The 25,374-nt window shown below is 73.4% G+C and carries 22 protein-coding genes and 1 pseudogene; 15 read left to right on the top strand and 8 right to left on the bottom strand.

Annotation, left to right across the window (positions count from 1 at the left end; genetic code table 11):
• Window positions 1–186 precede the first annotated feature (186 nt).
• On the bottom strand, window positions 187–1,338 hold the full coding sequence (locus ABVB68_RS22600; protein WP_353602970.1) for an acyl-CoA dehydrogenase family protein: 1,152 nt from the start codon (window positions 1,336–1,338) through the stop codon (window positions 187–189).
• 439 nt (window positions 1,339–1,777) lie between these two features.
• On the opposite strand from ABVB68_RS22600, the gene ABVB68_RS22595 reads away from it, so the two are divergent.
• From ABVB68_RS22595 to ABVB68_RS22560, 8 genes are all read left to right on the top strand, one after another.
• The gene (locus ABVB68_RS22595; RefSeq protein WP_353602914.1) at window positions 1,778–2,488 is read left to right on the top strand and encodes a class I SAM-dependent methyltransferase; all 711 of its coding nucleotides are present in this window, start codon (window positions 1,778–1,780) and stop codon (window positions 2,486–2,488) included.
• A gap of 91 nt (window positions 2,489–2,579) precedes the next feature.
• Window positions 2,580–3,458, top strand: coding sequence for a diiron oxygenase (locus ABVB68_RS22590; protein ID WP_353602913.1), 879 nt, complete (start codon window positions 2,580–2,582; stop codon window positions 3,456–3,458).
• The gene (locus ABVB68_RS22585) at window positions 3,455–3,700 is read left to right on the top strand and encodes an acyl carrier protein (protein WP_353602912.1); all 246 of its coding nucleotides are present in this window, start codon (window positions 3,455–3,457) and stop codon (window positions 3,698–3,700) included. The genes ABVB68_RS22590 and ABVB68_RS22585 overlap by 4 nt, the downstream gene beginning before the upstream one ends.
• Window positions 3,700–4,539: a class-II aminoacyl-tRNA synthetase family protein gene (locus ABVB68_RS22580; protein WP_353602911.1), complete on the top strand. Its 840-nt coding sequence runs from the start codon at window positions 3,700–3,702 to the stop codon at window positions 4,537–4,539. The genes ABVB68_RS22585 and ABVB68_RS22580 overlap by 1 nt, the downstream gene beginning before the upstream one ends.
• Before the next feature lie 114 nt (window positions 4,540–4,653).
• Window positions 4,654–5,505: an alpha/beta fold hydrolase gene (locus ABVB68_RS22575; RefSeq protein ID WP_353602910.1), complete on the top strand. Its 852-nt coding sequence runs from the start codon at window positions 4,654–4,656 to the stop codon at window positions 5,503–5,505.
• A 94-nt stretch (window positions 5,506–5,599) separates the two neighbouring features.
• Window positions 5,600–6,226, top strand: a complete 627-nt coding sequence (locus tag ABVB68_RS22570) for a 4'-phosphopantetheinyl transferase superfamily protein (RefSeq protein ID WP_353602909.1) — start codon at window positions 5,600–5,602, stop codon at window positions 6,224–6,226.
• 100 nt (window positions 6,227–6,326) lie between these two features.
• Window positions 6,327–7,745, top strand: a complete 1,419-nt coding sequence (locus ABVB68_RS22565; RefSeq protein WP_353602908.1) for an FAD-binding oxidoreductase — start codon at window positions 6,327–6,329, stop codon at window positions 7,743–7,745.
• Between the two features lie 37 nt (window positions 7,746–7,782).
• On the top strand, window positions 7,783–9,351 hold the full coding sequence (locus tag ABVB68_RS22560; RefSeq protein ID WP_353602907.1) for an MFS transporter: 1,569 nt from the start codon (window positions 7,783–7,785) through the stop codon (window positions 9,349–9,351).
• 139 nt (window positions 9,352–9,490) lie between these two features.
• Here the strand turns inward: ABVB68_RS22560 and ABVB68_RS22555 are convergent, their stop codons facing one another.
• Window positions 9,491–10,405 carry a LysR family transcriptional regulator gene (locus ABVB68_RS22555; RefSeq protein ID WP_353602906.1) on the bottom strand — a complete coding sequence of 305 codons (915 nt, stop codon included), beginning with the start codon at window positions 10,403–10,405 and terminating at the stop codon, window positions 9,491–9,493.
• 102 nt (window positions 10,406–10,507) lie between these two features.
• Here ABVB68_RS22555 and ABVB68_RS22550 point away from each other — a divergent pair, with 102 nt between their 5' ends.
• The 5 genes and pseudogenes from ABVB68_RS22550 (at window position 10,508) to ABVB68_RS22530 (ending at window position 14,509) form a co-directional block, all read left to right on the top strand.
• A complete protein-coding gene (locus ABVB68_RS22550) occupies window positions 10,508–10,873 on the top strand; it encodes a YybH family protein (protein WP_353602905.1) in 366 nt (121 codons plus the stop codon).
• Between the two features lie 587 nt (window positions 10,874–11,460).
• Complete coding sequence (locus ABVB68_RS22545; RefSeq protein WP_353602904.1) at window positions 11,461–12,510, top strand: ParB/RepB/Spo0J family partition protein; 1,050 nt, start codon at window positions 11,461–11,463, stop codon at window positions 12,508–12,510.
• Window positions 12,440–12,871, top strand: a pseudogene (locus tag ABVB68_RS22540) (SDR family oxidoreductase); the annotation flags it as partial. The gene ABVB68_RS22545 and the pseudogene ABVB68_RS22540, both read left to right, overlap by 71 nt.
• Window positions 12,872–12,983: 112 nt before the next feature.
• Window positions 12,984–13,448, top strand: coding sequence for a Rossmann-fold NAD(P)-binding domain-containing protein (locus ABVB68_RS22535; protein WP_353602974.1), 465 nt, complete (start codon window positions 12,984–12,986; stop codon window positions 13,446–13,448).
• A gap of 89 nt (window positions 13,449–13,537) precedes the next feature.
• Window positions 13,538–14,509, top strand: a complete 972-nt coding sequence (locus ABVB68_RS22530) for an aldo/keto reductase (protein WP_353602969.1) — start codon at window positions 13,538–13,540, stop codon at window positions 14,507–14,509.
• Between the two features lie 398 nt (window positions 14,510–14,907).
• On the opposite strand, the gene ABVB68_RS22525 is transcribed toward ABVB68_RS22530, so the two are convergent.
• The 5 genes from ABVB68_RS22525 to ABVB68_RS22505 form a co-directional block, all read right to left on the bottom strand.
• Window positions 14,908–15,648: an isocitrate lyase/PEP mutase family protein gene (locus ABVB68_RS22525; protein WP_353602903.1), complete on the bottom strand. Its 741-nt coding sequence runs from the start codon at window positions 15,646–15,648 to the stop codon at window positions 14,908–14,910.
• 150 nt (window positions 15,649–15,798) lie between these two features.
• Window positions 15,799–17,199, bottom strand: coding sequence for a nitrosuccinate lyase (locus ABVB68_RS22520; protein ID WP_353602902.1), 1,401 nt, complete (start codon window positions 17,197–17,199; stop codon window positions 15,799–15,801).
• Window positions 17,196–19,286, bottom strand: coding sequence for an FAD/NAD(P)-binding protein (locus ABVB68_RS22515; RefSeq protein ID WP_353602901.1), 2,091 nt, complete (start codon window positions 19,284–19,286; stop codon window positions 17,196–17,198). Before ABVB68_RS22515 ends, ABVB68_RS22520 begins: the two co-directional genes overlap by 4 nt.
• A 3-nt stretch (window positions 19,287–19,289) precedes the next feature.
• Window positions 19,290–21,326: an AMP-binding protein gene (locus tag ABVB68_RS22510; protein WP_353602900.1), complete on the bottom strand. Its 2,037-nt coding sequence runs from the start codon at window positions 21,324–21,326 to the stop codon at window positions 19,290–19,292.
• A 189-nt stretch (window positions 21,327–21,515) separates the two neighbouring features.
• Entirely contained in the window at window positions 21,516–21,692 is a 177-nt protein-coding gene (locus ABVB68_RS22505; RefSeq protein ID WP_353602899.1) for a hypothetical protein, read from the bottom strand.
• A gap of 168 nt (window positions 21,693–21,860) precedes the next feature.
• On the opposite strand from ABVB68_RS22505, the gene ABVB68_RS22500 reads away from it, so the two are divergent.
• Together ABVB68_RS22500 and ABVB68_RS22495 are read left to right on the top strand one after the other, a co-directional pair.
• Window positions 21,861–22,805: a hypothetical protein gene (locus ABVB68_RS22500; protein WP_353602898.1), complete on the top strand. Its 945-nt coding sequence runs from the start codon at window positions 21,861–21,863 to the stop codon at window positions 22,803–22,805.
• 137 nt (window positions 22,806–22,942) lie between these two features.
• On the top strand, window positions 22,943–23,944 hold the full coding sequence (locus tag ABVB68_RS22495) for a histidinol-phosphate transaminase (protein ID WP_353602897.1): 1,002 nt from the start codon (window positions 22,943–22,945) through the stop codon (window positions 23,942–23,944).
• Between the two features lie 48 nt (window positions 23,945–23,992).
• Here ABVB68_RS22495 and ABVB68_RS22490 read toward each other — a convergent pair whose 3' ends face one another.
• The gene (locus ABVB68_RS22490) at window positions 23,993–25,273 is read right to left on the bottom strand and encodes an MFS transporter (RefSeq protein ID WP_353602896.1); all 1,281 of its coding nucleotides are present in this window, start codon (window positions 25,271–25,273) and stop codon (window positions 23,993–23,995) included.
• Window positions 25,274–25,374: the final 101 nt, after the last annotated feature.

The following is a 25,374-nucleotide window of genomic DNA, read 5'->3' as shown; positions in this document are numbered from 1 at the left end:
TCGCTTTCCGTCACTGGGAGGTGGTGCCACCGCGGTCGTCCTGCTCGCGCGGGGGTCACGGGGCGGGCCCTGGTCGTGGAGCGGGCCCGGAACGCATCGGAACGGGAGGTGTTCGGTGCGGGGAGTACGGGACGGGAGTGCTCGGTGCGGGAAGTGCGCCGCGGCAGCGGCGCGGGCCGGGCCGTCTCAGACCATCATGCTGATGCCGCGCGGGTCCTGGCCGACCAGGGCGCTGCCGTAGACCTGTTCGGGGACGCCCATGCCGAAGCCGGCGTGCCGGCTGCCGACGTGGATGTCGCGCCAGAGCCTCTGGAGCGGGTTGGACACGTCGAGCGCGGAGGAGCCGTAGAGCGTGACGACGTCGTCGACGGCCTCGCGGCACTGCTGGACGACGTGGGTGGCGTCCATGCGGGTCCGGGCCCGGGTGAGCAGGTCCGGGTTCTCGCCGGCGAGGGCGTGCCCGTCGACCACGTCGGCCATCCGGCGCGCGTGCAGCCGGGCGGTGTCCAGCCGGGTGGCCGCGCCGGCCAGGGCCAGCCGGGCGGTGGGCGACTCCGCCTGGTTGGCGTAGGTGGTGCCCGCCACCCGGCGGGTGCCGGCGTGTTCCAGGGCGTAGTCCAGGGCGGCGTCGGCGCCGCCGATGAGCGAACCGATCAGACCGACCATGAAGACACCGGTCAGGCTGTTGCGGTAGAGCCGGTCCGGTGGGACCAGTCCGTCGGTCTCACCGTCCAGCAGGGGCTTGTAGGGCAGCAGCCGGTGCTCGGGCACGAAGACCCGGTCGGCGACCACCGTGTTGCTGCCGGTGCCGCGCATCCCGACGTAGTGCCAGGTGTCGCGCACCGTCACATCGGCTGCGGGCATCAGCGCGAAGTGCGGCTGGGGGCCGCCGCCGGTGTCCGTCAGGACCAGTCCGCAGATCCATTCCGCGTGCAACGAGCCGGAGGCGTACGGCCATTCGCCGGTGACGTGGATGCCGCCGTCCACCCGCTCCACGGTCCGCACGGGCGCGCCCAGGATGAGCGCGGTGCGGGCGTCGGGGTCGTCGCCCCAGACCTCCGTGCGCGTGCGGTCGGGGAAGAGCGCGACCACGAAGTTGCCGACGTTCAGCACCCCGGTGACCCAGGAGGCCGAGAGACAGCCGCGGCCCAGCTCGGTGCAGACCTCCAGCAGCGTCCGTACGTCGGTCTCGTGGCCGCCGTGGCTCGCGGGCACCAGGAGCCGGGTCAGGCCGGCGCCGGTGATCTCGGCCATGACCTCGTCGGACAGCCGACGGGCCCGGTCGCTCTCCGCCGCGTGTTTCCAGAGTTCCTCGCGGAGTCCGGCGGACCGTTTCACCAACTCGGCCGCCTGCGCGTCTACATTATTCCCTGAACCGCGCAATTTCTTTTTTCCTTCCGGATTTTCGGGACGCTGAAGCCCCGGTGCGGATGTCGCTCCGGACGATTGGCGGTCCGTTTCCTCCGGCCGCTCAGGCATCGTACGTGGGCCCGTTCGGCACAGCCACCCCCGGCAAATGCGAGGAGCAACGTACCGATACCTTGCATTCCGCTTACCGGCCGCCGCGACAACGGCCCCCCGGCGAAAAGCGGAATGCTTTGTTCATACCGTCGGGGCCGGCCCGCGAGTGCCGTGCGGGCCGCGTTCAACCGAGGAGATTCCTCGGTTGAACACACGGCGCCGCAGGTCCGAGCGCCTTACGCGGGTCCCGGGCGCTGTGGTAATCCCTTTGGTTCGGCAGGACCGTACGCCCGGCCCAACCCCCCAGGAGACTGGCATGAGTGAAAGTGCCCAGAAGTCCTACGATTACGCGACCGCCGACTTCAACGCCGTATATCGCGGGGGTGAACTACTGGGAGACACCGGCATCACCCGAGTGCCCTGGGACGTCGGCGAACCCCAGCCCGGTGTGATTGAATTCGAGCGGCGCGGGCGAATTCGCGGCGACGTCCTCGACGCCGGCTGCGGCCTCGGCGACAACGCCGTCTTCCTGGCCGCCCGCGGCTACCGTGTCACCGCGGTGGACGCCGCGTCCACGGCGATCGAGCGGGCCGTCGAGCGGGCGGCCGGCCGGCCCGGTGGCGCGGACATCGAGTTCGCCGTGGCCGACGCCACCAGTCTGACCGAGTACGCGGGCCGCTTCGACACCCTGCTGGACAGCGCCCTGTTCCACACGCTCGACGCGGACGGCCGGCGGCGCTACGCCGCCGCGCTGCGCCGGGCCGGCCGGCCCGGCGCCTGGCTGGACATGCTGTGCTTCGCGGCGGTCCCCGGTGGCATGCCCGAGCCGCTGTCCGTCAGCGAACAGACGGTCCGTCAGGTCCTGACCGACGCCGGCTGGACGGTGACGGAGCTGACCCAGGCCGTCTACTGGGGTGTGGCCGAGGCCACCCGGACCTTCCTGGAGAAGACCGGCACCCAGGTGGAGATCGACGACAAGGGACGCACCCAACTCCCGGTCTGGTCCGTGCTGGCCGAGCGCTCCTGAGCCGCCCCGGCCGGGAGGCGCGGCCCGGATCCGGCGGGTGGGCCGCCGGCCCGTCCGCCGCCCCGCACTCTTCACGAAAGAAGGTCTGCCGATGACGACGACCGTCAAGCCCGTCAAGCTGGATCTGGCCCGGCTGGAAGCGATGGCGGAGTCCGACTACTACAACCCGTACACGATCTTCGACTGGCCCGAGACCCTCGGGACGGACCGCCCCTGGATGAGCGAGGACCTGGTCACGCTGGCCGGGACCGAGGAGTGGGACGCGCTGTCGCGAGAGCAGCAGCTCGCCCTGACCCGCCACGAGGCGGTGCACTTCTTCAGCCTCAACGTGCACGGCATCCGCGAGCTGCTCAGCGAGGTCGTGCTGCGCATCCACACCAAGACCTACGCGGACGCCTCGGAATTCCTCCACCACTTCATCGGGGAGGAGAACGAGCACATGTGGTTCTTCGGGACCTTCTGCCTGAAGTACGGCGGCAAGGTGTACCCGGCGGTCCCGCAGGTCGGCCCGGGCGTGATCGAGGGGGTGGGCGAGGCCGCGATCGAGCTGATCATCTTCGCCCGCATCCTGATCTTCGAAGAGCTGGTCGACTACTTCAACGCCCGGATGGCCACGGACCAGGCGCTGCCGCCCATCGCGCGGGAGATCAACCGGGTCCACCACCAGGACGAGAGCCGGCACGTCGCCTTCGGGCGGCACCTGTTCACCCAGCTCCTCGACCAGGTCAAGGAGACCCGGCCGGAGGACATCCCGGTGCTCGCCAAGTACCTGGAGACGTACCTCGAGTACAGCGTCCGCAGTCTGTACAACCCCGCCGTCTACCGCGACGCGGGCCTCGACCAGCCGCTGGAACTGCGGCGCCGACTGCTGGAGCACCCGGCCCGCCACGCGGCGCACGACAGCATTCTCAACCGCACCCGGAAGTTTCTCGCCCGCAACGGCCTTCAGGTTCAGGGAGCCACGGCATGAGCGACGACAAGATGACCAGGATCCTCACCTTCATCCACCAGCGCAATCCGGAGGTGGGCGAGCTGAGCCTGGACGACGACCTGATCGACCGCCGGGCGGTCGACTCGCTGGCCTTCGTCGAATTCCTCTATCTGCTGGAGGAGTTGAGCGGTGAGGCGATCGACCCGGAGGAGATCGACGTCCAGGACTTCCGCACCCTGCGGGCCATCGACAAGCGCTTCCTCCAGGGGGCGGCGAACTGATGGGGACCGCCACCGGGACGACCGACAACGGTCTCGGGGTCCTCGGCGCGGACGAGCTGCGGCTGCTGCGCGCGTTCGACTCGCTGGCGTTGTCCTGGGCGCACCAGTGGGGAGCCCAGGAGCGGCGGTACCCGTTCCTGCTCAGTCCGCGGGACCTGGAGGCCATCGACTACTACGAGAACTTCCCGCACCTGGGCCTGGCGGCGGTCGCCGCCGACCCCGAGCGGCTCGCGCAGCTGCGGGCCGGGGCGCGGTCCCCGCTGGAGCAGTTGCCGGCCGGTGTGCTCGGCGACGCGTCGCTGGCCCTGCCGTCCGCCGCCTGTTACTCGGTCTACTTCCATCTGCGGGACCAGACCCTGGCCGCGGCGGAGAACCGATTCACCACGGTGGCCACGTGCTTCCGCAACGAGACGCACTACGAGGGGCTGCGCCGGCTGCTCGGTTTCAGCATGCGGGAGATCGTGTTCGTCGGTTCGGCCGACGGCGCCCGGGAGCATCTGGAGCAGGCCAAGGAGCAGGTGCTGGGTCTGGCGGGCCGGCTGGGTCTGGCGGTGTCGACCGAGGTGGCCACCGACCCCTTCTTCGACCGGAACGGCTCGCGGGCCACGATGCAGCGGCTGTTCCCGGTGAAGGAGGAGTTCGTGGTGGACGGCCTGGCCATCGGGTCGGTGAACTACCACCGCAACTTCTTCGGGGAGCGCTGCTCGATCTCCCTGCCGGACGGCTCGCCCGCCTCCACCAGCTGCCTGGCCTTCGGCCTGGAGCGGTGGGTGCACGCGCTGACCGCCCGGTTCGGGGACGCCCGGTCGGCCGCCGAGGCGGTCCTCGACGCCGTGTGAGCCCCGGCCCGCCCGCGGCACCGAGTACGGGGCCGCGGGCGGAGCCGGCCGGTCGCTTCCGTGCCGGCCGGCTCCCTTTCCCCTCCCCGCCCGCCTCCCGTCGAAAGTGAGCCGATGACCGACACGACCGTCGACGACGCCCTGGAGACCGGCACGGTCCAGGTGGCCGACGACATCCACATCGCCTACGAGCGACGCGGATCCGGCCCCGACATCGTCCTCGTCAACAACTTCTTCATGGACCGCAAGTCCTGGCGGTCGTACACCGCGAACCTGGCCTCGACGGCCCGGCTCACCGCGTACGACCTGCGCGGCCAGGGCGACTCGAGCCCCCACCCCGGCGAACCGGTGTGGGAGGACCACATCAGCGACCTCAAGGCCCTGTTCGACACGCTGGGTCTGGAGAAGGCCATCCTGCTGGGCACGTCGTTCTCGACGCTGATCTGCCGGGACTTCGCCGTGGCCCACCCGGACCGCGTGCAGGGCCTGATCCTCGCCGGCCCGGCGATGAGCCCGCACGGCCCGCAGCGCCTGCGCCGGATCACCAAGTCCTGGCTGAAGACGCTGGACACCTCCGGACTGGGCGTCCTCTACGAGCAGTTGTACCCACTCGTCTCGGGTGATCTGGCCGTGGAGTCGGCGGGGCCGATCGGGTTCCTGGGCCGCAAGCAGAACTTCCTCGGCATCCACTCCGTGGAGTCCCTGCGCGCCGGGCTCGCGGTGTCGGTGAAGGCCCCGCTCGATCCGCAGATCATCACCGAGGTGCGGCAGCCGACGCTGCTCTTCGTCGGCGGCGACGACTTCTCGCTGAGCACCCACGCGGTGCAGGAGCTGGTGGGACTGCTGCCGGACGCCACCACCGTGACCGTGCCGCACGGCGGCCACCTGGCCTTCCTCGAAGAGCCCGAGTGGTTCCAGCGGGAGGTCGTCTCGTTCGTGGAGCGGGTGACCGGCCCCGGTGACTGAGCCGACGCCGTCGGGGCCCCGGCTGCCGGGACCCCCGCGTCCGGGGCTCCCGCGCACTTGGCTGCTCGGGAGCCCCGCGCGTACCCGGCGGATCGTGCTGGAGAGCGTCGCGGTCGAAGCGCCGGGCTCCGTCGCCGCGCAGCACCGCGCGGGCCGGGTCGCGGTGGGCAGGGCGCTGCGGCGCGCGGGCAGCCCGGTGACGGTGGTGGGCCGGCGGCGCAGCGGCGCGCCCGTCGGCCCCGACGGCTTCCCCGCCTCCGTCACCCACACCCCTGAGATCGCGGTCGCCGCCGTCGCACCCGGCGTCCGCGGCGTCGGCGTCGACCTGGAGCCCCGCTGCCCCGATCCACGGCTGCACCGGTTCCTGCTGGACGACCGGGAGCGGGCGTCGCTGTGGCCGGACGGCGATCCGGCGGGGCTGCGGCGGCTGTTCGCCGCCAAGGAGGCCGCCTTCAAGGCGCTGACCGACTGCGACCGGGCCCACGGGGGGCTGTTCTGGCGGGTGCGCCTGTACCGGCACGAAGGCCGGCTGTGGGCGCGGGCCGGCGACCGTTTCGCGCTGGTCGAGGACCTGGTGACGCCCCTGTTCGCGTTCGCGGTGGCCGTCGGCGCCGACCCGCCGCCCGGTCTGCCGGACGCCTGGTCGCGGCGCCGCCCCGGGACCGTCCCCGGCCGGCCGCTCCAGGCCATAACCAAAAGTTCGGTCTCCCCAAAAAACTAGGTCTTGGACTTCTGATCGCATCGCCGGAAACATGAAGGTGACGACAGTGCCGCTGCAAACCCCCGTCAGCGGCACTGTCGTCCTCACACGGAAGGAACGGATGGTGTCCTCTGCCCTCGAACCGCGCGCCCCGCGGGAGGACTTGGCCGTGGCCGCCGACCGGTTGGCCGCGAGTGTCAGGGGACCGCTGTTCACGGCGGCCTCGGACGGCTACGACGAGGAGCGCGCCCGCTACCAGACCCACCGGCCGCACCGCCCGGCGGTCGTCGTCGGCGCGGCCGAACCGAAGGACGTCCAGCTGGCGGTGGAGTTCGGCGCCGCGCACGGCCTTCCCGTGGGCGTACAGGCCACCGGTCACTGCCCCGCGCTGCCGGCCGGCACCGGTGTCCTGGTGAGCACCCGCCGGATGGACGAGGTACGCGTCGACCCCGTGGCCCGGACCGCGCGCCTGGGCGCGGGCGTCGCCTGGCGGCAGGTGGTCGAGGCCGCCGCCGTGCACGGGCTGGCCCCGCTCAACGGCAGCGCCCCGAACGTCGGCGCGGTCGGCTACACCCTCGGCGGCGGACTCGGCCTGCTGGCACGGAAGTTCGGCTACGCGGCCGACCACGTCCGCCGGATCGAGGCCGTCACCGCGGACGGCCGGCTGCGGGACGTCACCGCGGACGGCGAACCGGACCTCTTCTGGGCCCTGCGCGGCGGCCGGGACAACTTCGGCGTCGTCACCGCGCTGGAGGTCGACCTGGTCCCGGTCGAGCGGCTGTACGGCGGCGGTCTCTACTTCGACGGCGCCGCCGCGCGGGACATCCTCGGCGCCTACCTCCGCTGGACCCGGACGGTGCCGGAGGAGATGACCTCCTCCCTGGCCCTGGTCCCGCTGCCGGACCTGCCCTCCCTGCCCCCTCCCCTGCGCGGGCGGTACGTGGTGCACGTGCGGATCGCCTTCCTCGGCGACCCGGCGGCCGGGGAGCGCCTCATCGCCCCGCTGCGCGCGCTGGGCCCGCGCCTGGCCGACTCGGTGCGCGAGCTGCCGTACACGGAGTCCGGCACGATCCACAACGACCCCGTCCCGCCCGCGGCCTACGTCGGCACCAACGCCATGCTCCGGGACCTCGACGAGGAGACGGCCGGCACCGTGCTCGCGCTCGCCGGGCCGGACGCGCCGATCACCAGCGTGGTGGAGGTGCGTCACCTCGGTGGCGCGCTCGCGCGGGCGCCGCGGGAGGCGAACTGCGTCGGCAACCGCGAGGCCGGCTACCTGCTCGCGGTGCTCGACCGGGTCACCGAGGACGACGCCGACGCCGTCCGGGCGGCGCACGGCCGGCTCATGGACGCCCTGTCCTCGCTCACCACCGGGCGCTGCCTGAACTTCCTCTACGGCGCCGACGCCACACCCGACGAGGTCAGGCTGGCCTACACGCCCGACGACTACCTGCGGCTGCGCCGGATCAAGGCCGCGTACGACCCCGGAAACCTCTTCCGGCTGAACCACAACATCCCCCCCGCTCCCGCCCCGCGGTAGCAGACCGCCCCCGACCGCTCGGACAGCAGAAGGAACGATGATGGAAAAGAAATGGTGGACACTCTTGGGGGTGTGCGGCGGGACGTTCATGCTCCTGCTGGACACCACCATCGTCTACGTCGTCATGCCCGACGTGCAGCGGGACCTGGAAGCGAGCTTCGCCGATCTCCAGTGGGTGATCGACGGGTACGCGCTGGCCCTGGCCGCCTTCCTGCTGACCAGCGGCACGCTGGCCGACCGGTTCGGCCGCAAACGCCTCTACGCCCTCGGCGTGTGCGTGTTCACCTTCGCCTCCCTGCTCTGCGGTGTGGCGCAGTCCCCGCTGATGCTGATCCTGTCCCGGGTGCTCCAGGGCATCGGCGGATCGATCATGTTCGCCACCGGACTCGCCCTGCTCGCGGGCAGCTTCCAGGGCAAGGAACGCGGCATGGCGTTCGGCGTGTGGGGCATGGTCACCGGTCTGGCCTCCGCCATCGGCCCGGTGGCCGGCGGCCTGATCTCCAGCGGCATCAACTGGCGCGGCATCTTCCTGATCAACGTGCCGATCGGCGTGGTGGTCGCCCTGATCATCGCCCTGCGCGTCGACGAGTCGAAGTCGCCGTTCGCCCGCAAGCTGGACTGGCCCGGCTTCGTCCTGCTCACCAGCGGCCTCGCCACCCTCGTCTACGGCCTCATCCGTGCCGGTGAGACCTCGTGGGGCAACTCCCGCGCGGTGACCGGACTGGCCGTCGGCGGTGTGCTGCTGGTCGCCTTCCTGGTCGTCGAGGGACGCTCCGCCGAGCCCATGTTCGACCTGCGGCTGCTCCGCATCCCCACCTTCGTCGGCGGCTCCATCGCCGCGTTCGCGATGAACGGCTCGCTGTTCGCGATGTTCCTGTTCCTCGCCATCTACTTCCAGGAGGCCCTGGACTACTCCTCCCTGGAGACCGGTCTGCGGCTGCTCACGGCCTCGCTCTCGATGCTGGTCGCCTCCCTGATCGCGGGCCGGCTCAGCGCGAAGATCCAGCCCCGCTACATGATCGGGGGCGGCCTGCTGCTGGTCGGTGCCGCGCTGCTGCTGATGAGCGGGATCAACGAGTCGACCGGCTGGGAGCACTTCATCCCCGGCCTGGTGCTGGGCGGCATCGGCGCCGGACTGGTCAACCCGCCGCTCGCCTCCACCGCCGTGGGCGTGGTGGACTTCTCCCGCTCCGGCATGGCCTCGGGCGTCAACGGCACGTTCCGTCAGCTCGGCGTGAGCGCCGGTGTCGCGGTGCTCGGCTCCACCTTCGCGAGCGTCATCGGCGACCGGTTCCGTGAGGGGTTGCACGGGGTGCCGGAGCTGGCGGGCCGCAGCGACCAGCTGGCCGCGCTGACCCGGGGCGGAGAGACCGCGCAGGCGGTGCACCTGGTGCCCGGCCAGTACGCGGAGAAGGTGCAGCACATCGCCGCGACCGGGTTCGTGGACGGGCTCAACACCCTGCTCGCGATCTCCGCCGGGCTGGCCCTGCTGGGCGGGGTGCTCTCGATGGCGCTGATCCGTCCCGCCGACTTCCAGGCGGCCCAGCAGCCCAAGCCCGCCGCGACGGACGCGCCCGGCCAGTCCCCGGTGGCCGCGGAGAGCTGACCCGGGCCGACCCGAGGACGCGGGGCCCGTCGCCGGGGCGGCGACGGGCCCCGCCCTCGTGTCCCAGGGCCCCGCCGGGCTCGTCCGGCGGTTCCCGTCCGTCACCCGGAGGGCGGCGGCCGGGAACCGTGCGCCAGGCCTAGGCCCCGCTCATCGAGGCGACGGGCTGGGCCGCGGTCGTGTCGCCGAAGGACTGGCGGCAGTGCAGCAGCAGTTCGCGCAGCGCCGGGCTCTTGGTCGGCGCGGAGACCAGGGCGAGCACCGCGGGCACGTCGGCGTCGGTGATGGCCACGGTCCGCAGCCCCGGCTGCCCGGCGGTCATGGACTCGGAGAGCACCGCCACGCCGAGGCCGCGCTCGGCGAGGTTCATCACCGCCCCCGGCGCGCTTGCCTGGAGGGCGATGGTCGGGGTCAGGCCGAGCGAGGCGGAGGCCTGGTCGAGCGTCGCCCGGATACCGGTCCCCGCCGGCAGGCAGATGATCGGGTAGGCGCTGAGTTCGGCGAGGGTGACACCGTGCTTTCCGGCCAGTGGATGACCGACCGGCACCGCGGCGACGATCGGCTCGCTGACCACCTGCCAGCCGTCCAGATCCTCCGGCGCCCGGTGGGCCGCCCCGATCAGCGCCAGGTCGACGCTGCCCTCGCGGACGTAGTCGACCAGCTTGCCGGAGTCCTCCTCGAGCAGGCTGATCTCCACGCCAGGGTGGGCGAGATGGAAGCTCGACAGGGCGTCGAAAAGCGGCTGGACCGTGCAGGCCGTGACCATGCCGACGACGAGCTTGCCGCGCACGAGGCCGTTCATCTCGTCCACGGCGTGCCGCAGCGACTCCATCGAGGACAACACGGCCTTGGCGTGGGCCAGCACCACCTCGCCGACCGCGGTCAGGGCGACATTGCGCCCGGAGCGGTCGATCAGCGTGGCCCCGAGATCGTTCTCGAGCTGGCGGATCTGCGCGCTGATCCCAGGTTGGCTGATATGGACCAGCTCGGCGGCCCTCGTGAAATTGGCTTCCTGTGCCACGGCGATGAAGTACTTCAGCTGCCTTATCTCCATAACCCTAGGTTATAACGCCGATCGGCACGATTGATTGGACTTGTTCTCGGCCATCGATGGAAAATTGCCACGTTGGTACCTGGACGGCAGGAAAGGATGACTGTGTCCGAGAACGAGAAGGCCATGAAGCCGGAGGACATCACCCGTCTCTTCGTGGAGCGCGCCAACGCGGGCGACGCCGCCGGCCTCGCCGCGCTGTACGAGGAGGAGGCGGTGATGGCCTACCCGCCAGGCAGCGTCACGGTGGGCCGGGAAGCCATCCGTCAGCTGTGGGAGAAGGTGCTGGCCAACGCTCCGCGCTTCGAGCCGGAGGAGCCCCTTCCGACCCTGGTCTGCGGTGACATCGCGCTGACCTCCACGCCGCCGAAGGACGGCGCCGGCGCCCGCGCGCAGGTGGTCAGGCGGCAGGCCGACGGCAGTTGGCAGCGCATCATCGACCAGCCGGAGTTCCGTCCGCCGACGAGCTGACGGCCCATCGGCTCCGGCCGTCCGCGCCTGGGCGCCACCGGCCGTAGCGGCTGGCGCCCAGCACCCGGAAGGATCCGGTTCCGGCCGAAAAACATATTGTCCCGATCGGGGCACCAGCGCTCATCTGCGTGACGCTGTCGTCACGCGTTGACGTCACGCCACCACCGGATAAGGTGCACGGCGGCAGGTTCAGGGCCACACGGGGGAGGCTCTTACAGTGGTCAGTTCTGCATTGCGCCATTTTCCGGCCCGGCGACCCGTTTCCGCCGCCCGGCGAACCGTTTCCGCCGTCCGCCGGCCCCTAATCGTCGTCCGGCGGCCCTTTTCTGGCGTCCGCCCCTCTCAGCCCGGCCCGCTCGGCCCGCGATGCCTTTCGCCGCGGTGCCGCATCGGCGGCCGGGCTTTCGCGTGTCCCCGCTCCGTTCCCGCCACCGGCGTTCCGGCCACAGCCGATGACCGCACGCGGCCGGCGGCGCCGGCGGAGATCACACATCCACGGCGGCGTCCGCCGCTGCCCCGACCGTGACACGCGCGTCAATCTCACATCTTTATGTATTTCGCACGGACATTGGAATAGGAGATTGAGAATGACTGTGACCGAATTCCGAGCGGCCCGTCCCGCAGAACCGGCCGTCTGCGAATCGGCGGAACTCTGGAACGCGCTGGCGGACAGTCTGCCGGTCGAGCGGGCGCCCATCGACTCGTTGTCCGTCGGCGACTCCCCGCGCGTTTCCGGTGAGAAGGAGGAGCACATCCGCCATCTCGCCCAGTGCGCCGCGCCGCTGCCGCCGATCATCGTCCACCGCGCCACCCGCCGTGTCATCGACGGCGTGCACCGGCTGCGTGCCGCACGCCTCAACGGTCAGACCCACATCGACGTCCAGTTCTTCGACGGAGATGCCAAGGACGCCTTCCTGCTCGCGGTGGAGCGCAACGCCCGGCACGGCCTGCCGCTGACCCGCGCCGACCGCAACGCCGCAACCCTGCGCATCATCCGCTCGCACCCCGACTGGTCGGACCGCATGATCGCCGTCGCCACCGGGCTGTCACCGAAGACGGTGGGCGCCATCCGCCGGCGTTCAACTGACGCGATTCCTCAGTTGAACGCCCGCATCGGACGCGACGGCCGGTCCCGGCTGGTCGACAATTCCGAGCAGCGCCGGCTGGCCGGCGAGTACGCCCGCACCCATCCGCAGGCCAGTCTGCGCGAGATCGCCCGGGAGAGCGGCCTGTCCCTGGCCACCGCACGCGACGTGCGCGAGCGCGTGCAGAACGGCGCGAGTCCCACGCTCCCCAGACAGACCGGGGGCACGCCGGCGGCACCCTCGGTGTCCCCTGCCCGGGACTCCGCGTCCGCGGTCTCCGACTTCGCCCTGGCGGAGACCCTGATGATGCTGAAGCGCGACCCCTCGATCAGGCTGACCGAGCACGGGCGGTTCCTGCTGCGGCTCCTGGACACCCACGCCCTGGCCAACCGGCGGTGGGAGGAACTCGTGGACCGAATACCCGCCCACTGCGCCGCCAAGGTGGCCGCCGCGGCCCGCGAGTGCGCGGCCTCGTGGCGGGATGCGGCGCAGCAGCTGGAGGAGCGGGCCCGCGCGGTCGACGGCCGGGGCCCGAAGAACACCGTCGCCTGATTCCAGCGACCGGCGGGTTCCCTCGCCCGGGCCGTCGAATTCGGCGACCCTCGTGGAATCGAGAAGAAGTCCATATGCTCTGCGCATGACAATTCTGGTCACCGGAGCCACCGGCAAAACCGGCCGCCATGTGGTGCGGGAACTCGTTTCCGCCGGAGCCGCAGTACGTGTCCTGACCCGCCATCCGGAAAAGGCCGACATGCCGTCCGGGGTGACGGTCGTGCGTGGTGATCTGACCGCGCCGGAAAGTCTTCACGCGGCGCTCGACGGGGTGACCGCCGCTTTTCTGTTTCCCGTTCTCGACGCCATCCCGGCATTCGCCGAGACGGCGAAGCGTGCCGGGGTACGCCGGGTGGTCCTGTTCACCGGGGCCTGGGCGGCCGGGCTCACCGCCCGCGACCGCGACTTGGGTCTACCCGCGTTACCGGGCCGCGGAGGCGGCGCTCGCCGAGAACGGCCCCGAGGAGTGGACGGTGCTGCGGCCGGCTCCGTTCGCCACCAACGCCCTGTGGTGGGCGCCCGGCGCTCGGGCGGACGGCGTGGTCCGACTACCGCACCCGGGCGCCGTCTGCCCCGTGATCCACGAGGCGGACCTCGCCGCGGCGGCCGTACGCGCCCTGCTCACCGACGGGCACCACGGCAGGCACTACACCGTCACCGGTCCCGCACCCGTCTCTCAGGCCGAGCAGGTGGCGGCCATCGCGAAGGCGACGGGCCGTCCGCTGCGCGTGGTGCGGATCGAGCCGGCCACCTGGCGGTCCGAGGCCGAACGGTTCCTGCGGCCGGGCATCGTCGGCGACCTGCTCGGCGAGTGGTCCGAGACGGAACGCGACCCCGCCACCGCCCTGCCGGTCACCTCGGCCGTGCCGGACCTGACGGGCCGGCCCGCCCTTGCCTTCAGCCGGTGGGCCGCCGATCACGCCCGCGACTTCGGCTGAGACCGGCCCTCCCCCGCCTTCGGCCCCGCCGGCCGGCGGTTCGGAATCCACCGGCCGGCGGCCGTCGGCCCCGGCCCGAAAGGACGGTCATGGAGTACACCCACCTCGGCCGCAGCGGTCTGCGTGTCTCCCGGCTCTGCCTGGGCACGATGAACTTCGGTGTGCACACCGAGGAGCCCGAGGCGCACCGGATCCTGGACGCCGCGCTCGACGCGGGCATCAACTTCGTGGACACCGCCGACCTCTACGGCTGGCCCGAACACCCCGGTCTGACGGAGACGGTCATCGGCAACTGGCTGGCGCGGGGCGGCGGCCGCCGGGAACGGATCGTGCTCGCCACCAAGGTGTACTCGGACATGGGTCCCTGGCCCAACGAGGGCGGGCTCTCCGCCCTGCACATCCGCCGCGCCGTCGAGGCCAGCCTGCGCCGGCTGCGCACCGACCACATCGACCTCTACCAGATGCACCACGTCGACCGGTCCACGCCGTGGGAGGAGATCTGGCAGGCGATGGAGGTCCTGGTGACCCAGGGCAAGATCGTCTATGTCGGATCCAGCAACTTCGCCGGCTGGCACCTGGCCGAGGCGCAGGAGTCGGCCCGCGCGAGGCACCTGCCCGGACTGGTCAGCGAGCAGTCGCACTACAACCTCCTGGAACGCACCGTCGAGCTGGAGGTCGTACCGGCCGCGCAGCGCTACGGGATCGGTCTGCTGCCCTGGTCACCGCTGCACAGCGGCCTGCTCGCCGGGGTGCTGCGTGACGAGCGGCGCGGGGTCAGGCGCACGGTCGCCCGGGCCGCCGCCGCGCTCGCGACACGGCGCCCGCAGATCCAGGAGTACGAGGACTTCGCCGCCGAACTGGGCGAGGAGCCGGGGCACGTCGCGCTGGCCTGGCTGCTCGCCAACCCTGCCGTCACCGCACCCGTGGTGGGCCCCCGCACGCTCGACCAGCTCCACGGCGCGCTGGGGGCGCTGGACGTGGTGCTGGAGCCGAAGTCCCTGGCCCGGCTCGACGAGATCTTCCCCGGCCACCGGCCCGCCCCCGAGGCGTACGCCTGGTGACCCGCCGGCCCCGCACCGCCTGACGCCGTACCAGCCGGTCCGTACCGCCTGATGCCGTACGGTCCGGCCCCGCACCGCCTGACGCCGTACGGTCCGGCCCCGCACCGCCTGACGCCGTACGGTCCGGCCCCGCACCGCCTGACGCCGTACGGTCCGGTCCCGCACCCCGCCTGATGCCGTGTGGGCCGGCCCCGTACCGCCTGGTGCCCACGGGTCTGCTCCGCCCGATCTCCACGCCCGGACGGCCGCCTACGGCCACTTCGGCCGTGAGCTGCCGGAGTTCACCTGGGAGCGCACGGACCGCGCCGCCGCCCCGCGGGCCAGTCGCCGGACTGTGAGACACACCCGGGCGATCGGGCGGCCGTCCCGGGCACGCGGTGCGCGCCCGGGAGGAGCGCTCAGCCGTTCCCCGTCAGGGACCGGGCGATGTCGCGCAGGGCGGCCGTGGCGCGCTGGTGCAGTCCGTCTCCGAAGGTGACGCGCGTGACGCCGAGCCGGCCCAGTTCGGCGGGGTCCGGACCGCCGGACCGGTGCAGGGCGTTGAGCGGGACGGCCACGGCACCGGCCAGTTCGGGCAGCAGTGCCACCGGGGCCAGGATCGGGTACACCACGTCCACGCCGGCCTCCGTGTACAGCAGGGCGCGGCCGATCGCCTGCTCGGTGCCCTGGTCGCCGTACAGGTAGCAGTCCACCCGGGCGTTGACCACGAGCCGGCCGCCGGCCGCGGCCGTGACCTCCGCCAGCCAGTCGGCGTGCGCGCGGGCGTCCTTGAGCGTGCCGGTGCGGTGGTCGGTGTCCTCCAGGTTGCAGCCGACGGCTCCGGCGGCGAGCAGCCGCTCCACCAGTTCCTCGGGCGCCAGCCCGTAGCCGTCCTCGACGTCCACGGTGACCGGGACGTCGACGGCGCGCACGATCCGGGCGAGCGCGTCGAACATCTCGCCGGCCGGGGTGTCGCCGCCGTCGCGGTACCCGAGCACGGCGGCGACCGCGGCACTGGAGCTGGCCAGCGCCGCGTACCCGGCCTCCGCGAACACGCGGGCGCTCACCGCGTCCCAGACGTTGGGGATCACCAGGGGATCGGCGGGGTCGGTCCGCTCGTGCAGGTCGCGGAAGACGTCGGTACGGGTGGGGGTGGCCATGGGCTGCCTCCTGGGGCTGCGTGAAGGCCGCAGCGCCGGGCTGTTCGGCCCGGGGCGGCGGGCAAGGAGCGCCCACCCCGGCCGGTCGGCGGGGTGGGTACGGTGGCCGCGCGGGCGGCCCGGACCGGCCGGGGCCGGTCCGTGGGTGTTCTAGCGTTTCAGGGCACGGTTCACCAAGTCGGCGGCGGCGCCCGTGTAGTGGGCCGGGTCGAGGAGTGCGGTCAGCTCGTCCGGGCCGAGGATCCCGGCCAGTTCCGGCCGGGTCGCCAGGACGTCGGCGAGTGGGATGCCGTCGGCCGCGGCCCGCGCGGAGGCTTCGGTCAGCAGTTGCCGGGCCGGTGCCTTGCCGAGCCGGGGCGCGAGGACCGCGGCGAGCCGCTCGGAGACGATCTGGCCGCCCGTCAGGTCGAGGTTGGCCCGCATCCGGTCGGCGTGCACGGTCAGGCCGCGGGCGAGGTCCACCGCCGTGTGCGCGGCGCCACCCGCCAGGCGCAGGGCCTCCCGCAGCAGACTCCACTCGGCGTGCCAGGCACCGGCGGACCGTTCGTCCTCGGTGGTCAGGCACTGGGTCAGCCCGGCGGCCAGCAGCGGGACCTGGAGGGCGGCCGAGCGGATCAGCGTGGCGAGCACCGGGTTGCGCTTGTGCGGCATCGCGGAGGAGGCGCCCCGGCCGGCCGGGGCGGGCTCGGCCGCCTCGCCCACCTCGGTACGGGCCAGCACCTGCACGTCCGCCGCCATCTTGCCGAGGCCGGCCGCGGTGTGCGCGAGCGCGTTGCCGAGGTCGGCGACCGGGGTGCGCAGCGCGTGCCAGGGCAGCACCGGCCGGGCCAGACCGGTCTCCTCGGCGAAGGCGGCGGCCAGCGCGTCGGCGTAGCCGCCCGGGTCGGCGGCCCCGGGCGCCCCGTCCAGGCGGGCGTACTCCAGGTATCCGGCGAGGGTGCCCGCGGCGCCGCCCAGCGCGACCGGGAGCCCGTGGTCCAGGATCCGCCCGAGCCGTTCGGCGGCGTCCAGGACCAGGGACCGCCAGCCGGCCGCCTTGAGCCCGAACGTGGTGGGCACCGCGTGCAGGGCCAGGGTGCGGCCGGCCATGACGGTGTTCCGGTGCGCCCCGGCGAGCCGGGCCAACTCCTCGGCGGTGGTGCGCAGATCGGCGACGACGAGGCGCAGCGCACGGGCCGCGACCAGCATGGTCCCGGTGTCCAGGATGTCCTGGCTGGTGGACCCGCGGTGCACGTACTCGGCGGCGGCCGGGTCCGCCTCGGCCACCACGGCGGTGAACGCGCGGACCAGTCCGACCACCGGGTTGGCCGTCTCGCGGGCCGCCAGGGCGAGTGCGCGGGCGTCGAGCCGGTCGGCGTCGGCGGCCTCGGTGATGGCGGCGGCGGCCGCGGCGGGCAGGGCCCCCAGCCCGGCCTGGGCGCGCGCGAGCGCGGCCTCCGCGTCCAGCATGGCCTGCAGCCAGGCCCGGTCCCCGGTCGCCTCCTCCACCGGGGTGCCGGCCCGCACCGGGGACAGCAGCCCGCAGTCGAGGCCGAGCGCGTCGCGCGTCATGCGATCACCTCCGCCGATCCCGCACCGGCCAGCCGCACCGTCGCGTCCGCCGGTCCCGCACCCGCCGGCCGCACGGCCGCGTCCGCCGGACGCCCGCCCGCCTCCGGTGGCGTCGCCTCCGCCGGTGGGCCGCCGGCCGCTCGCGGCGTCGCGGCCGCGGTCCGGGCCGGCAGGGACAGTACGGCATGGGCGATGGCGTCGGCGTCCTCCAGGGTCACCGAGCCCACGCCCGGCCGGATACCGGCCGCGGTGACCCAGTGCACGGCCTCGGTGGGCACGCCGTACGCGAAGCGCCGCGGGTGGGGCCGGCCGGCGGCGTCCACGAGACGGTACGGGCGTTCCGTGACGTCGAGTCCGCCGGTCTCGTAGCCGGTTCCGCCGGCGCCGGGTATCCGGTGCGGGCGGCACTGGCCGGTGCGCAGCAGGTGGCGCAGCAGGGGGTCGCCGGTGCGGCGCAGGTCGGGCTCGGGCAGCCGGGCCTCGACGAACGCGGTGAACGGCGGTGTCCCGTCCGCCGCCGGCCCGGCGCCCACCACGAAGGCGGGACCGGCCGGCCCGTCGGCCACGGCGTCCACCCGCAGCCCCGGCGGCAGGATCTCGACGACGCCGGCCTCGATGAGGGCGATCAGTTCCTCGATGCGGGAGACCGGCGGCCCGATGGACAGGAAGGCGTTGAGCGGGGTGTACCAGCCGTGCAGGTCGTCCCGGTAGGAGTCGCCGTCGATGCCGTCGTGGTCCACCACGAGCCGGATCTCGTTGCGCAGGTCGCGCAGCACGTCGAGGGCGGCCTTCAGCGGCCCGCTGACGTTGCCCGCCCTGGCCTCGGCCACGTCCCGGCGCAGATGCCCGAGGAGCCAGGCGCGGTAGTCGGCCACGGAGGCGAACTCGCGGTCGCCGTAGGGGCGGGCGATGCGCTCCCAGTCCCAGCGGTCCCCCGGTCCGATGCCCGCGGCGCTCAGGAACCCGTCCTCCTGGTCGTCGGCGAGGCGCGCGTAGGCGTCGGCGAACGCCGTCGGGTCCTGTCCGCGGGTTGTCAGCAGTGCCGCGTAGTAGACGCCCTGCACCTCCCTGGCGACGAGGGGCCACAGGTCGGTACGGAAGGACACCAGGTCGCCCCGCCGGGCGCGCTCGCGCAGCGTCTCGACCCGCAACGGGTCGAGCAGCCGGGGCTCGTGGCGGCCGTGGGGTCCCTTCTCGTTCTCGCCGCGTGCGTGGTACGGCACACCGCGCCGGGAGCCGGCGAAGAGCCGGGGCTCCTCGCCGGATGCGGTGTAGACGAGCCGGTCGTCGACCCGGGTGAAGGAACCGCCGCGGCCGAGCGTGAACAGGGCGAGGTGGTCGAAGAAGTTGAGGCCGAGGCCGCGCAGCAGCACGGGCCGGCCGGGGGCGATGGCGGACAGGTCGTGGTCGGCGGGGTTGGCGGGCCCGAGGTACGTCAGCCCGTGCGCGGCGGCGAAGTCGGCGAACCGCCGTGTCTCGGCGGTGGGCAGCTCGGGCAGGTGTCCCTGGGCGAGCACCACGGCGTCCAGTCCGGCCAGCCGGGTGCCGTCGTCGAGCAGCACGGTCTGCGGTGCGTCCGGGCCGGGACCGGCGTCGTCGAGGGCGACGGCCAGCGCCTCGTGCACGCGGACGGTGATGTGGCCCGGGGCGGTGGCGACCAGCAGCCGGAACACCCAGCGCAGGTAGTGGCCGTAGAAGGCGCGGGTGGGGTAGGAGTCCGGTCCCAGAGCGCGTGCCTCGGCGAGGACCCGCTCGTCCGGGCCACCGGGGATCGGCGGGGTCAGGGTGGCGTCGGCGAGGCGGCGCGCCCACTCGTACAGGCTGGGGCCGTCCTCGACCGGGCCGGCGATGCTGACGCTGTTGTCGGTGAACACGGTGACCTGGGAGGCCACCGTGTTCATGAGCAGGTGCTCGGACTGCGCGGTGCGCCAGACCCGGCCCGGTCCGGGGGGCGAGGGGTCGACGACGTGCACGGTGATCCGCTCCCGTGAGGGCGACTTGCGTTCCTGGGCGAGCAGCCGTTCCAGGACGGACACGCTGCGGGGTCCCGCCCCGACGACGCAGATCTCCGAGTGTGTGCTGTTCAAGGGTCACTCTCCGCTGGGCTGTGGAGTGGGCGTGGCGGGGCCGGCGGCGGGAGGCGTGCCGGGCCGGGAACTGCCGGGGGCCGGAGTGAGGCGGATGGAGACTTCCAGCCCCGAGCCGACCGACAGGGGCATCGAGAAGTAGTCCTCGCCGTCGGACACCCGGTCGAGGTAGGGGCCGGTGGGGGCGGAGCCCAGGGCGAGGACGATCGTGCCGGGCCGCATCCGCCGTTCCAGGGCGGTGAGCGCGGGCAGCGTCAGCTCCGGGCGGCAGTCGAGCAGGGCGAGGTCGACGAGGGTGGGGGCGCGGCCGAGGTCGTGCAGTCCGGAGTGCCGGACCTCGGCCCAGGGGTTGAGTCCCGCCGCGGTCAGCCGGGTGCGGGCGTCGGCGGCCCGGTGCGCGTCGGGCACGTGGCCCACGACGCGTCCGGTGCCGTTGGCCCGTGCGCCCGCCGCGAGTTGGACGAGGGAGCCGTCCGCCGTGCCGTCGAACGCCACCACGCAGGCCGCCCGCATGGAGCGGACCAGCGAGTAGAGCAGGCGGCCGACCTCGGCGGAGACGGGTTGCCCGGGGGTCCCGGTGCGCGCCGGGCGGACGAGATGGATGAATCCGTCGGCGTCGATGGTGGCCCGGACACCGGTGTGCAGCCGGTCACCGTTCATCCGGGGACCGCCACCGGATCCTCCGGGCTCGGCCCACCGCCCGTCGCCGCTCGGCGGCCCGGCGTCCCCGGCCCCTCCGGCCACGAGGCCCTCGGCCGCCGGCCCGTCCTGACCCGGTTCCCCGGCCGGCAGGCCCCTGGGCGACGGGCCTTCGGGCACCGGGGAGTCGGCCGCCGGGGGGCCGGTCACCAGTCCCTCGGGGGCCGGCACGGCGAGCAGCTCCCCCAGGGGCTGTCCCGGGTGCGCGGTGGCGTCGCGGGCTGTGCCGTGCGCCGGCAGGGGGACGGCCAACCCGGGTCCGCTGACCAGCAGTTCGCCGTCGGCGGCGATCTCGGCGCGGACATGGGCGAGCGGGCGGCCGACCGTGCCGGCCCGCCGGGCGGCGGGGGTGTTCCAGCTGATGGGGCCGGTGCTCTCGGGCAACCCGTAGCCGGCGTAGACGGGCAGGCCCAGGCCGTCGAACTCACGGAGCAGCGCCTCGGGCACCTCCGGACCGCACCACAGCAGCGGGAGGCCGGGGGTGCCGAAGACGGCGGCCGGCAGTGGGGCGCCCTCGCGTCGGGCGGTGCGGGCGGCGGCGATCAGGGCGACCGCCCAGGCCGGGGTGACGGCCAGCGCGGTGGGCCGGACGGCGGCCGTCCAGCCGGGCAGGGCGGCGGGCGCGACGCCGGCCGGCGGCAGCACCAGGCAGCCCCCGTCGGCGAGGGTGAGCGGGGTGGCGGCCAGACGGTGCGCCGGCGACCACAGCGGCAGGGTGGCCGCGCATCGGGCGAAGGTCGCGGCGGGCACCTCGGCCCGCACCGCGTCGAGCAGCGCGGTGACCGCGTGGGCGCGGATGCCGACCGGTGCGCCCGCTCCCGGCCCCGGCCCGGTGGCCGGGGTGGCGGGGAGGATCGTGCAGATCCAGTCCCGGTCGTCGTCCGGGACGCGGTAGGCGCCGGCGGCCTCCTCGGTGAGCGCGGCGACGTCGAGCGGGAGCACCGGGCACCCCGCCGGCAGCACCCCGCGCCCCTCCCAGGCGGCCAGCCGGCCGAGGCCGTGGGCGTCGGCGAGGACGGCCGAGACGCCCGCCAGGAGGGTCGCCGCGGTCCGTGCCGAAGCACCGGGCGGCACGGGGCAGTTGGTGGCCCGCAGGGCCAGCAGGGCGAGGTCGGCCACCAGGGACTCGGGGGTGTCGCCGCACAGCACGCCCACCCGGATCCGCCCGCCGGAGCGGGCGGTCTCCGTCGCCGCGGCGACGCGGTCGTCGAGGGCGCGGGCGGCCCGGGTGACCTCGCGGTAGGAGTGGGCGACGGCGCTGCCGTCCGCGGCCGTCACCTCCACCAGCGGCCGGTCGCCGTCCTCGGCGTGCCGGCGCAGGACGGTCTCAACGGCCCTCACGGTCGGACTCCTCCCGTCGTGCGCGCCGCCGGCGCGGTGGTTGGCTGCGGTGGGTGCGAAACCTCCCGGCCGGACCGCTCGGCGCGGATCCCCCGGCCGCCCCGCTCGGCCGGCTCCCCCGGTCGCGCCGGTCGGCGCGGACCCGACGGTCCGCGCCGACCAGGAGTGCCGGACTCGGGTGGTCTCCGGTCAGGCGGGAACGAGCGCTCCCGGGGCGGAGCCGGACCGGCCGGCCCGGGCCGCGGGGTCCGTGCCGCACCGGTTCCAGCCGACGTCGTCGTCCCGCAGCGCTTCGGTGCGGGCCGCCCTCGAAGAGCCGGGCCGGGCCGCCGTCAGGGTGTGGGAACCGGTAATGCCGCCGTACATGACTCGCCTCCATCACCTAAAGACATCGGAAAGCACGGATCACGGAACTGAGCGAGCAAGCGCATGGCCCGCCGGTCCCCCGACAGAACAACCGTCGCGGCCCGGGAGCGAACAAAGAAGACCTAACATGCTTCGGGTCGGCGCACTGCCGTGAAGCGAAGGATTGAAATGGAAACAGCTCAGCGTAAAACGGGCACGGGAATCGCAGGGATGACCTCGCGGCCGAACGGGGTCGACGCGATCGGGGAGGCAATAGCCGCCTGTTCGGACAGGCTCACGGATGAGGCCGCGGACTACCGCACCACCATGCGGAATGTCGCCGAGGCGCTCAGCGGCCTGTCGCGCGCGGTCGCGGAGCAGGCGGATTGGGCGCCGGCGGCCCCACGACCGGAATCCGATATCCGGTTCCTCCCCGCGGAAAGCGGCACGGCGCATTCCGCTTTTCGCTATCTGCACGGCCTTCCGGACATCAATAGGGCGATACAGAATGAGCTGGACGGGGCCCGCAGCGAGATCCTCACCGCCCAGCCGGACGGGTCGCGCCCGCACGCCGTGTTGCGGGACGCGCTCGCCGCGGTGCGCCGGCAGCTGGCCGCGGGCGTGGCCATGCGGACGCTCTACCAGCACAGCACGCGGTTCGACGAGCCGACCAAGCAATACGTCAAGGCGGTGACCGAGTTCGGTGTCCAGGTGCGCACGCTGCCCGAGTTCTTCGAGCGGCTCATCATCATCGACCGGTCGGTCGCGTTCATTCCGGGCAGCCGGGACCGCACGACCGCCGTGCTGGTCCGGGAACCGGCGCTGGTCGGCTTCCTCACCGACGTCTTCACCCGTCAGTGGGACCGGGCCGAGCCTTTTCCGTTCGTTCCGGTGCGGGCCGCGGAAGCCGCCGGGGACGTCATCCCGGACATGCGCGAAACGATCCGGAAACTGCTCATCGAAGGCCGCTCGGACAAGGAGATCGCCCGTCGCCTCGGATTGAGCCTGCGTTCACTCCAGACGCACGTGGCGCGTTTGAAGGACGATCACGGGGCGCAGCACCGGCTCCAGCTCGGATACCTCATGGCGTTGAGCGACCAAATGCCCGGCGAGCCGGGCTCCGGTGATTCCTAGCGCCTGGAAAACGGAATGTGCCGCGGGGCGGAGGGCGGCGCGCACCGTATGCGGAACCGCCACCGACCAGCTGCTCCCCGTTTCACTTTCGCCGCCCGTCGCCCCACGGCACCGAATTCCCCAGGAGAAGCACGCCGATGTCACGCTATGCGCTGGCCGCGAACGAGAACCCCTTCCCTCCCCTGCCGTCGGTACGCGCGGCGCTCGTGACGGCGAGCGGCACCGTCAACCGCTATCCGGACCGTGCGGTCGCCGCGCTGACCGAGGCGCTCGCCGCCCGGCACGGCGTGCCGCCCGAGCACATCGCGACGGGCGCCGGATCGGTCGGGGTGACCCAGCACCTGCTGCACTCCACCCTGCGCGAGGGCGACGAAGTGGTGTACGCCTGGCCGTCGTTCGAGGCGTATCCGCATCTCACCGCGTTGTGCCGGGGCACGTCCGTGCGGGTGCCGCTGCGGGCGGAACGGCACGACCTGGCGGCGATGGCCGACGCGATCACCCCGCGCACCGCGCTGGTGATCGTCTGCAACCCCAACAACCCCACCGGCACCGCCGTGACCGCCGCCGAGCTGGAGGCCTTCCTGGACCGGGTGCCGGACGGCGTCCCGGTGCTGCTGGACGAGGCGTACCGGGAGTTCGTCCGCGATCCCGAGGTCCCGGACGGCATCGAGCTGTACCGGAACCGGCCCGGGCTGATCGTGCTGCGGACCTTCTCCAAGGCGTACGGCCTGGCCGGTCTGCGGGTCGGCTACGCCGTGGCGCACGAGGAGCAGGCGGCCCGGATCCGGCACGCCGCGATCCCGTTCGGGGTGAACGGCCTCGCCCAGTCCGCCGCGCTCGCCTCACTGGCCGCCGAGGACGAGCTGCTGGAGCGCGTGGAGGCCGTCGTCAAGGAGCGCGACCGGCTGACCGGCGCGCTGCGCACCCTGGGCCCGGCCGTGCCCGTGGCGACGTCGGAGGCCAACTTCGTCTGGCTGCGGCTGGGCGCGCGCACGACGGCGTTCGGCGAGGCGTGCGCCGCGGCCGGGGCGGCCGTGCGCGCCTTTCCCGGCGAGGGAGCGCGCATCACGGTGGGCGAGCCGGAGGCGAACGACGTCGTCCTGCGGATCGCCGCACGGTTCGTGCCCGAGGCGGGCTGACCGGGCGGCTCGGCCGCCGGATTCCGCCCGGGCGCCCGCCGTCACGGCTCAGTCGCCGACCCGGCTCCTCCCCCGCGCCGGCCGCGGCCCGGCGCTCGTGACCCTCCCCGGGCCGTCCGCGCGGCCGGCCGCCGCCCAGCGGACGGCCGGTTCCATCGCGACGCCCGCGGCGAGGAACAGCGCACCGAGAACCAGCCAGCCGCCGGTGCCCCAGGAGAGGACGAGGGTGGTCAGCAGCAGCGGCCCGATAAGCCGTGCCACAGCGGTTCCGGCGCCGTAGAAGCCCTGGTACTGCCCCTGTTTGTCGGCCGGGGCGAGCGCGAAGCCGATCTCCCAGGAACCCGAGCCCAGCAGCATCTCGCCGAAGACCTGCACGAGCGCCGCGACCAGCAGCACCAGCAGCGGCAGCCAGGCCGGTCCGCCGGCCCCGGACAACGCGAAGCACAGGCAGGCGAGCAGCATCACGACGCCCGCGTGCCGCACCGCGCGGGACGCCGACCGGAGGCCCGTCACCCGGGAGGCCATGCGCACCTGGAAGAGGACCACGGTGAGCGTGTTGAGCACGAGCAGCGCGGACACGGTCCAGCCCGGTGCCTCGGTGCGCTCCACGATCCACAACGGCAGTACGACGCTCAGCAGCGGCATGTACAGCAGCATGACCATGTTGAGCAGCGAGACCAGGGCGTAGGGGCGGTCCCGCAGCACGGTCAGGCCGGAGCCCGCCGGACGGTCCTCGGTCCCGGACCGCCCGGGCGGCACCGGCAGCCGCCACAGCACGCCGGCCGCCAGGACGAAGGTCAGCGCGTCCATCGCCAGCGCGGTCAGGTACGAGCCCTCGCTGTCGAGCTCCAGGGCGATGCCGCCGAGCGCCGCGCCGAGCGCCAGGCCCGCGTTGACCGTCGACTGGAGGTACGCCCGTGTCTCGGTGCGCCGGGCGGGCTCAACCAGCGCTGCCAGCAGGGCCTGCCGGGCCGCCGCGAGACCGCACTGGCAGCACGTGTACAGGCACACCGCGGCCAGGAACGCGGGATAGCCGCGCACGAAGAGGAGGCAGGCGATGGCGGCTCCCGTCGCCAGCGACATGAGGATGGCGATGCCGCGCGGTCCGCGCCGGTCGGCGAGATGGCCGAGCGGGACGCCGGCGACCGCCCCGAGCGCCCAGCCGACGGTGAGCGCCGCGCCGATCTGCGTCGGCGACAGGCCGATGACGTGGCTGAAGTACAGCACGGAACAGACGTAGTAGGCGCCGTCGCCCACCGAGTTGGTCAACTGTGCCAGAGCCAGGGTCCGTGGGGGCCCTTGAGGGGGGATGATCCGGCCGAGGCCCATGCGCTTCCTTCCGCGCGGCCCGTGTCCGGCACGGGCGCTCCCGATGGCGTGCTCACCGGAGTCTTTCCGGCTCCCGGGTGCCGCACCACCCCGACGAGGGT

The sequence above is a fragment of the Streptomyces sp. NPDC096012 genome (genome assembly GCF_040426375.1).
Taxonomy (GTDB): Bacteria; Actinomycetota; Actinomycetes; order Streptomycetales; family Streptomycetaceae; genus Streptomyces.
This window is presented reverse-complemented; position numbering and strand designations above follow the sequence as displayed.

Bases quoted from the DNA above. Each gene is read 5' to 3' on its own strand.
- ABVB68_RS22595 (WP_353602914.1), top strand. From the start codon at position 1,778: ATGAGTGAAAGTGCCCAGAAGTCCTACGATTACGCGACCGCCGACTTC.
- ABVB68_RS22590 (WP_353602913.1), top strand. From the start codon at position 2,580: ATGACGACGACCGTCAAGCCCGTCAAGCTGGATCTGGCCCGGCTGGAA.
- ABVB68_RS22585 (WP_353602912.1), top strand. From the start codon at position 3,455: ATGAGCGACGACAAGATGACCAGGATCCTCACCTTCATCCACCAGCGC.
- ABVB68_RS22580 (WP_353602911.1), top strand. From the start codon at position 3,700: ATGGGGACCGCCACCGGGACGACCGACAACGGTCTCGGGGTCCTCGGC.
- ABVB68_RS22575 (WP_353602910.1), top strand. From the start codon at position 4,654: ATGACCGACACGACCGTCGACGACGCCCTGGAGACCGGCACGGTCCAG.
- ABVB68_RS22565 (WP_353602908.1), top strand. From the start codon at position 6,327: ATGGTGTCCTCTGCCCTCGAACCGCGCGCCCCGCGGGAGGACTTGGCC.
- ABVB68_RS22560 (WP_353602907.1), top strand. From the start codon at position 7,783: ATGATGGAAAAGAAATGGTGGACACTCTTGGGGGTGTGCGGCGGGACG.
- ABVB68_RS22555 (WP_353602906.1), bottom strand. From the start codon at position 10,405: ATGGAGATAAGGCAGCTGAAGTACTTCATCGCCGTGGCACAGGAAGCC.
- ABVB68_RS22545 (WP_353602904.1), top strand. From the start codon at position 11,461: ATGACTGTGACCGAATTCCGAGCGGCCCGTCCCGCAGAACCGGCCGTC.
- ABVB68_RS22530 (WP_353602969.1), top strand. From the start codon at position 13,538: ATGGAGTACACCCACCTCGGCCGCAGCGGTCTGCGTGTCTCCCGGCTC.
- ABVB68_RS22525 (WP_353602903.1), bottom strand. From the start codon at position 15,648: ATGGCCACCCCCACCCGTACCGACGTCTTCCGCGACCTGCACGAGCGG.
- ABVB68_RS22520 (WP_353602902.1), bottom strand. From the start codon at position 17,199: ATGACGCGCGACGCGCTCGGCCTCGACTGCGGGCTGCTGTCCCCGGTG.
- ABVB68_RS22505 (WP_353602899.1), bottom strand. From the start codon at position 21,692: ATGTACGGCGGCATTACCGGTTCCCACACCCTGACGGCGGCCCGGCCC.
- ABVB68_RS22500 (WP_353602898.1), top strand. From the start codon at position 21,861: ATGGAAACAGCTCAGCGTAAAACGGGCACGGGAATCGCAGGGATGACC.
- ABVB68_RS22495 (WP_353602897.1), top strand. From the start codon at position 22,943: ATGTCACGCTATGCGCTGGCCGCGAACGAGAACCCCTTCCCTCCCCTG.
- ABVB68_RS22490 (WP_353602896.1), bottom strand. From the start codon at position 25,273: ATGGGCCTCGGCCGGATCATCCCCCCTCAAGGGCCCCCACGGACCCTG.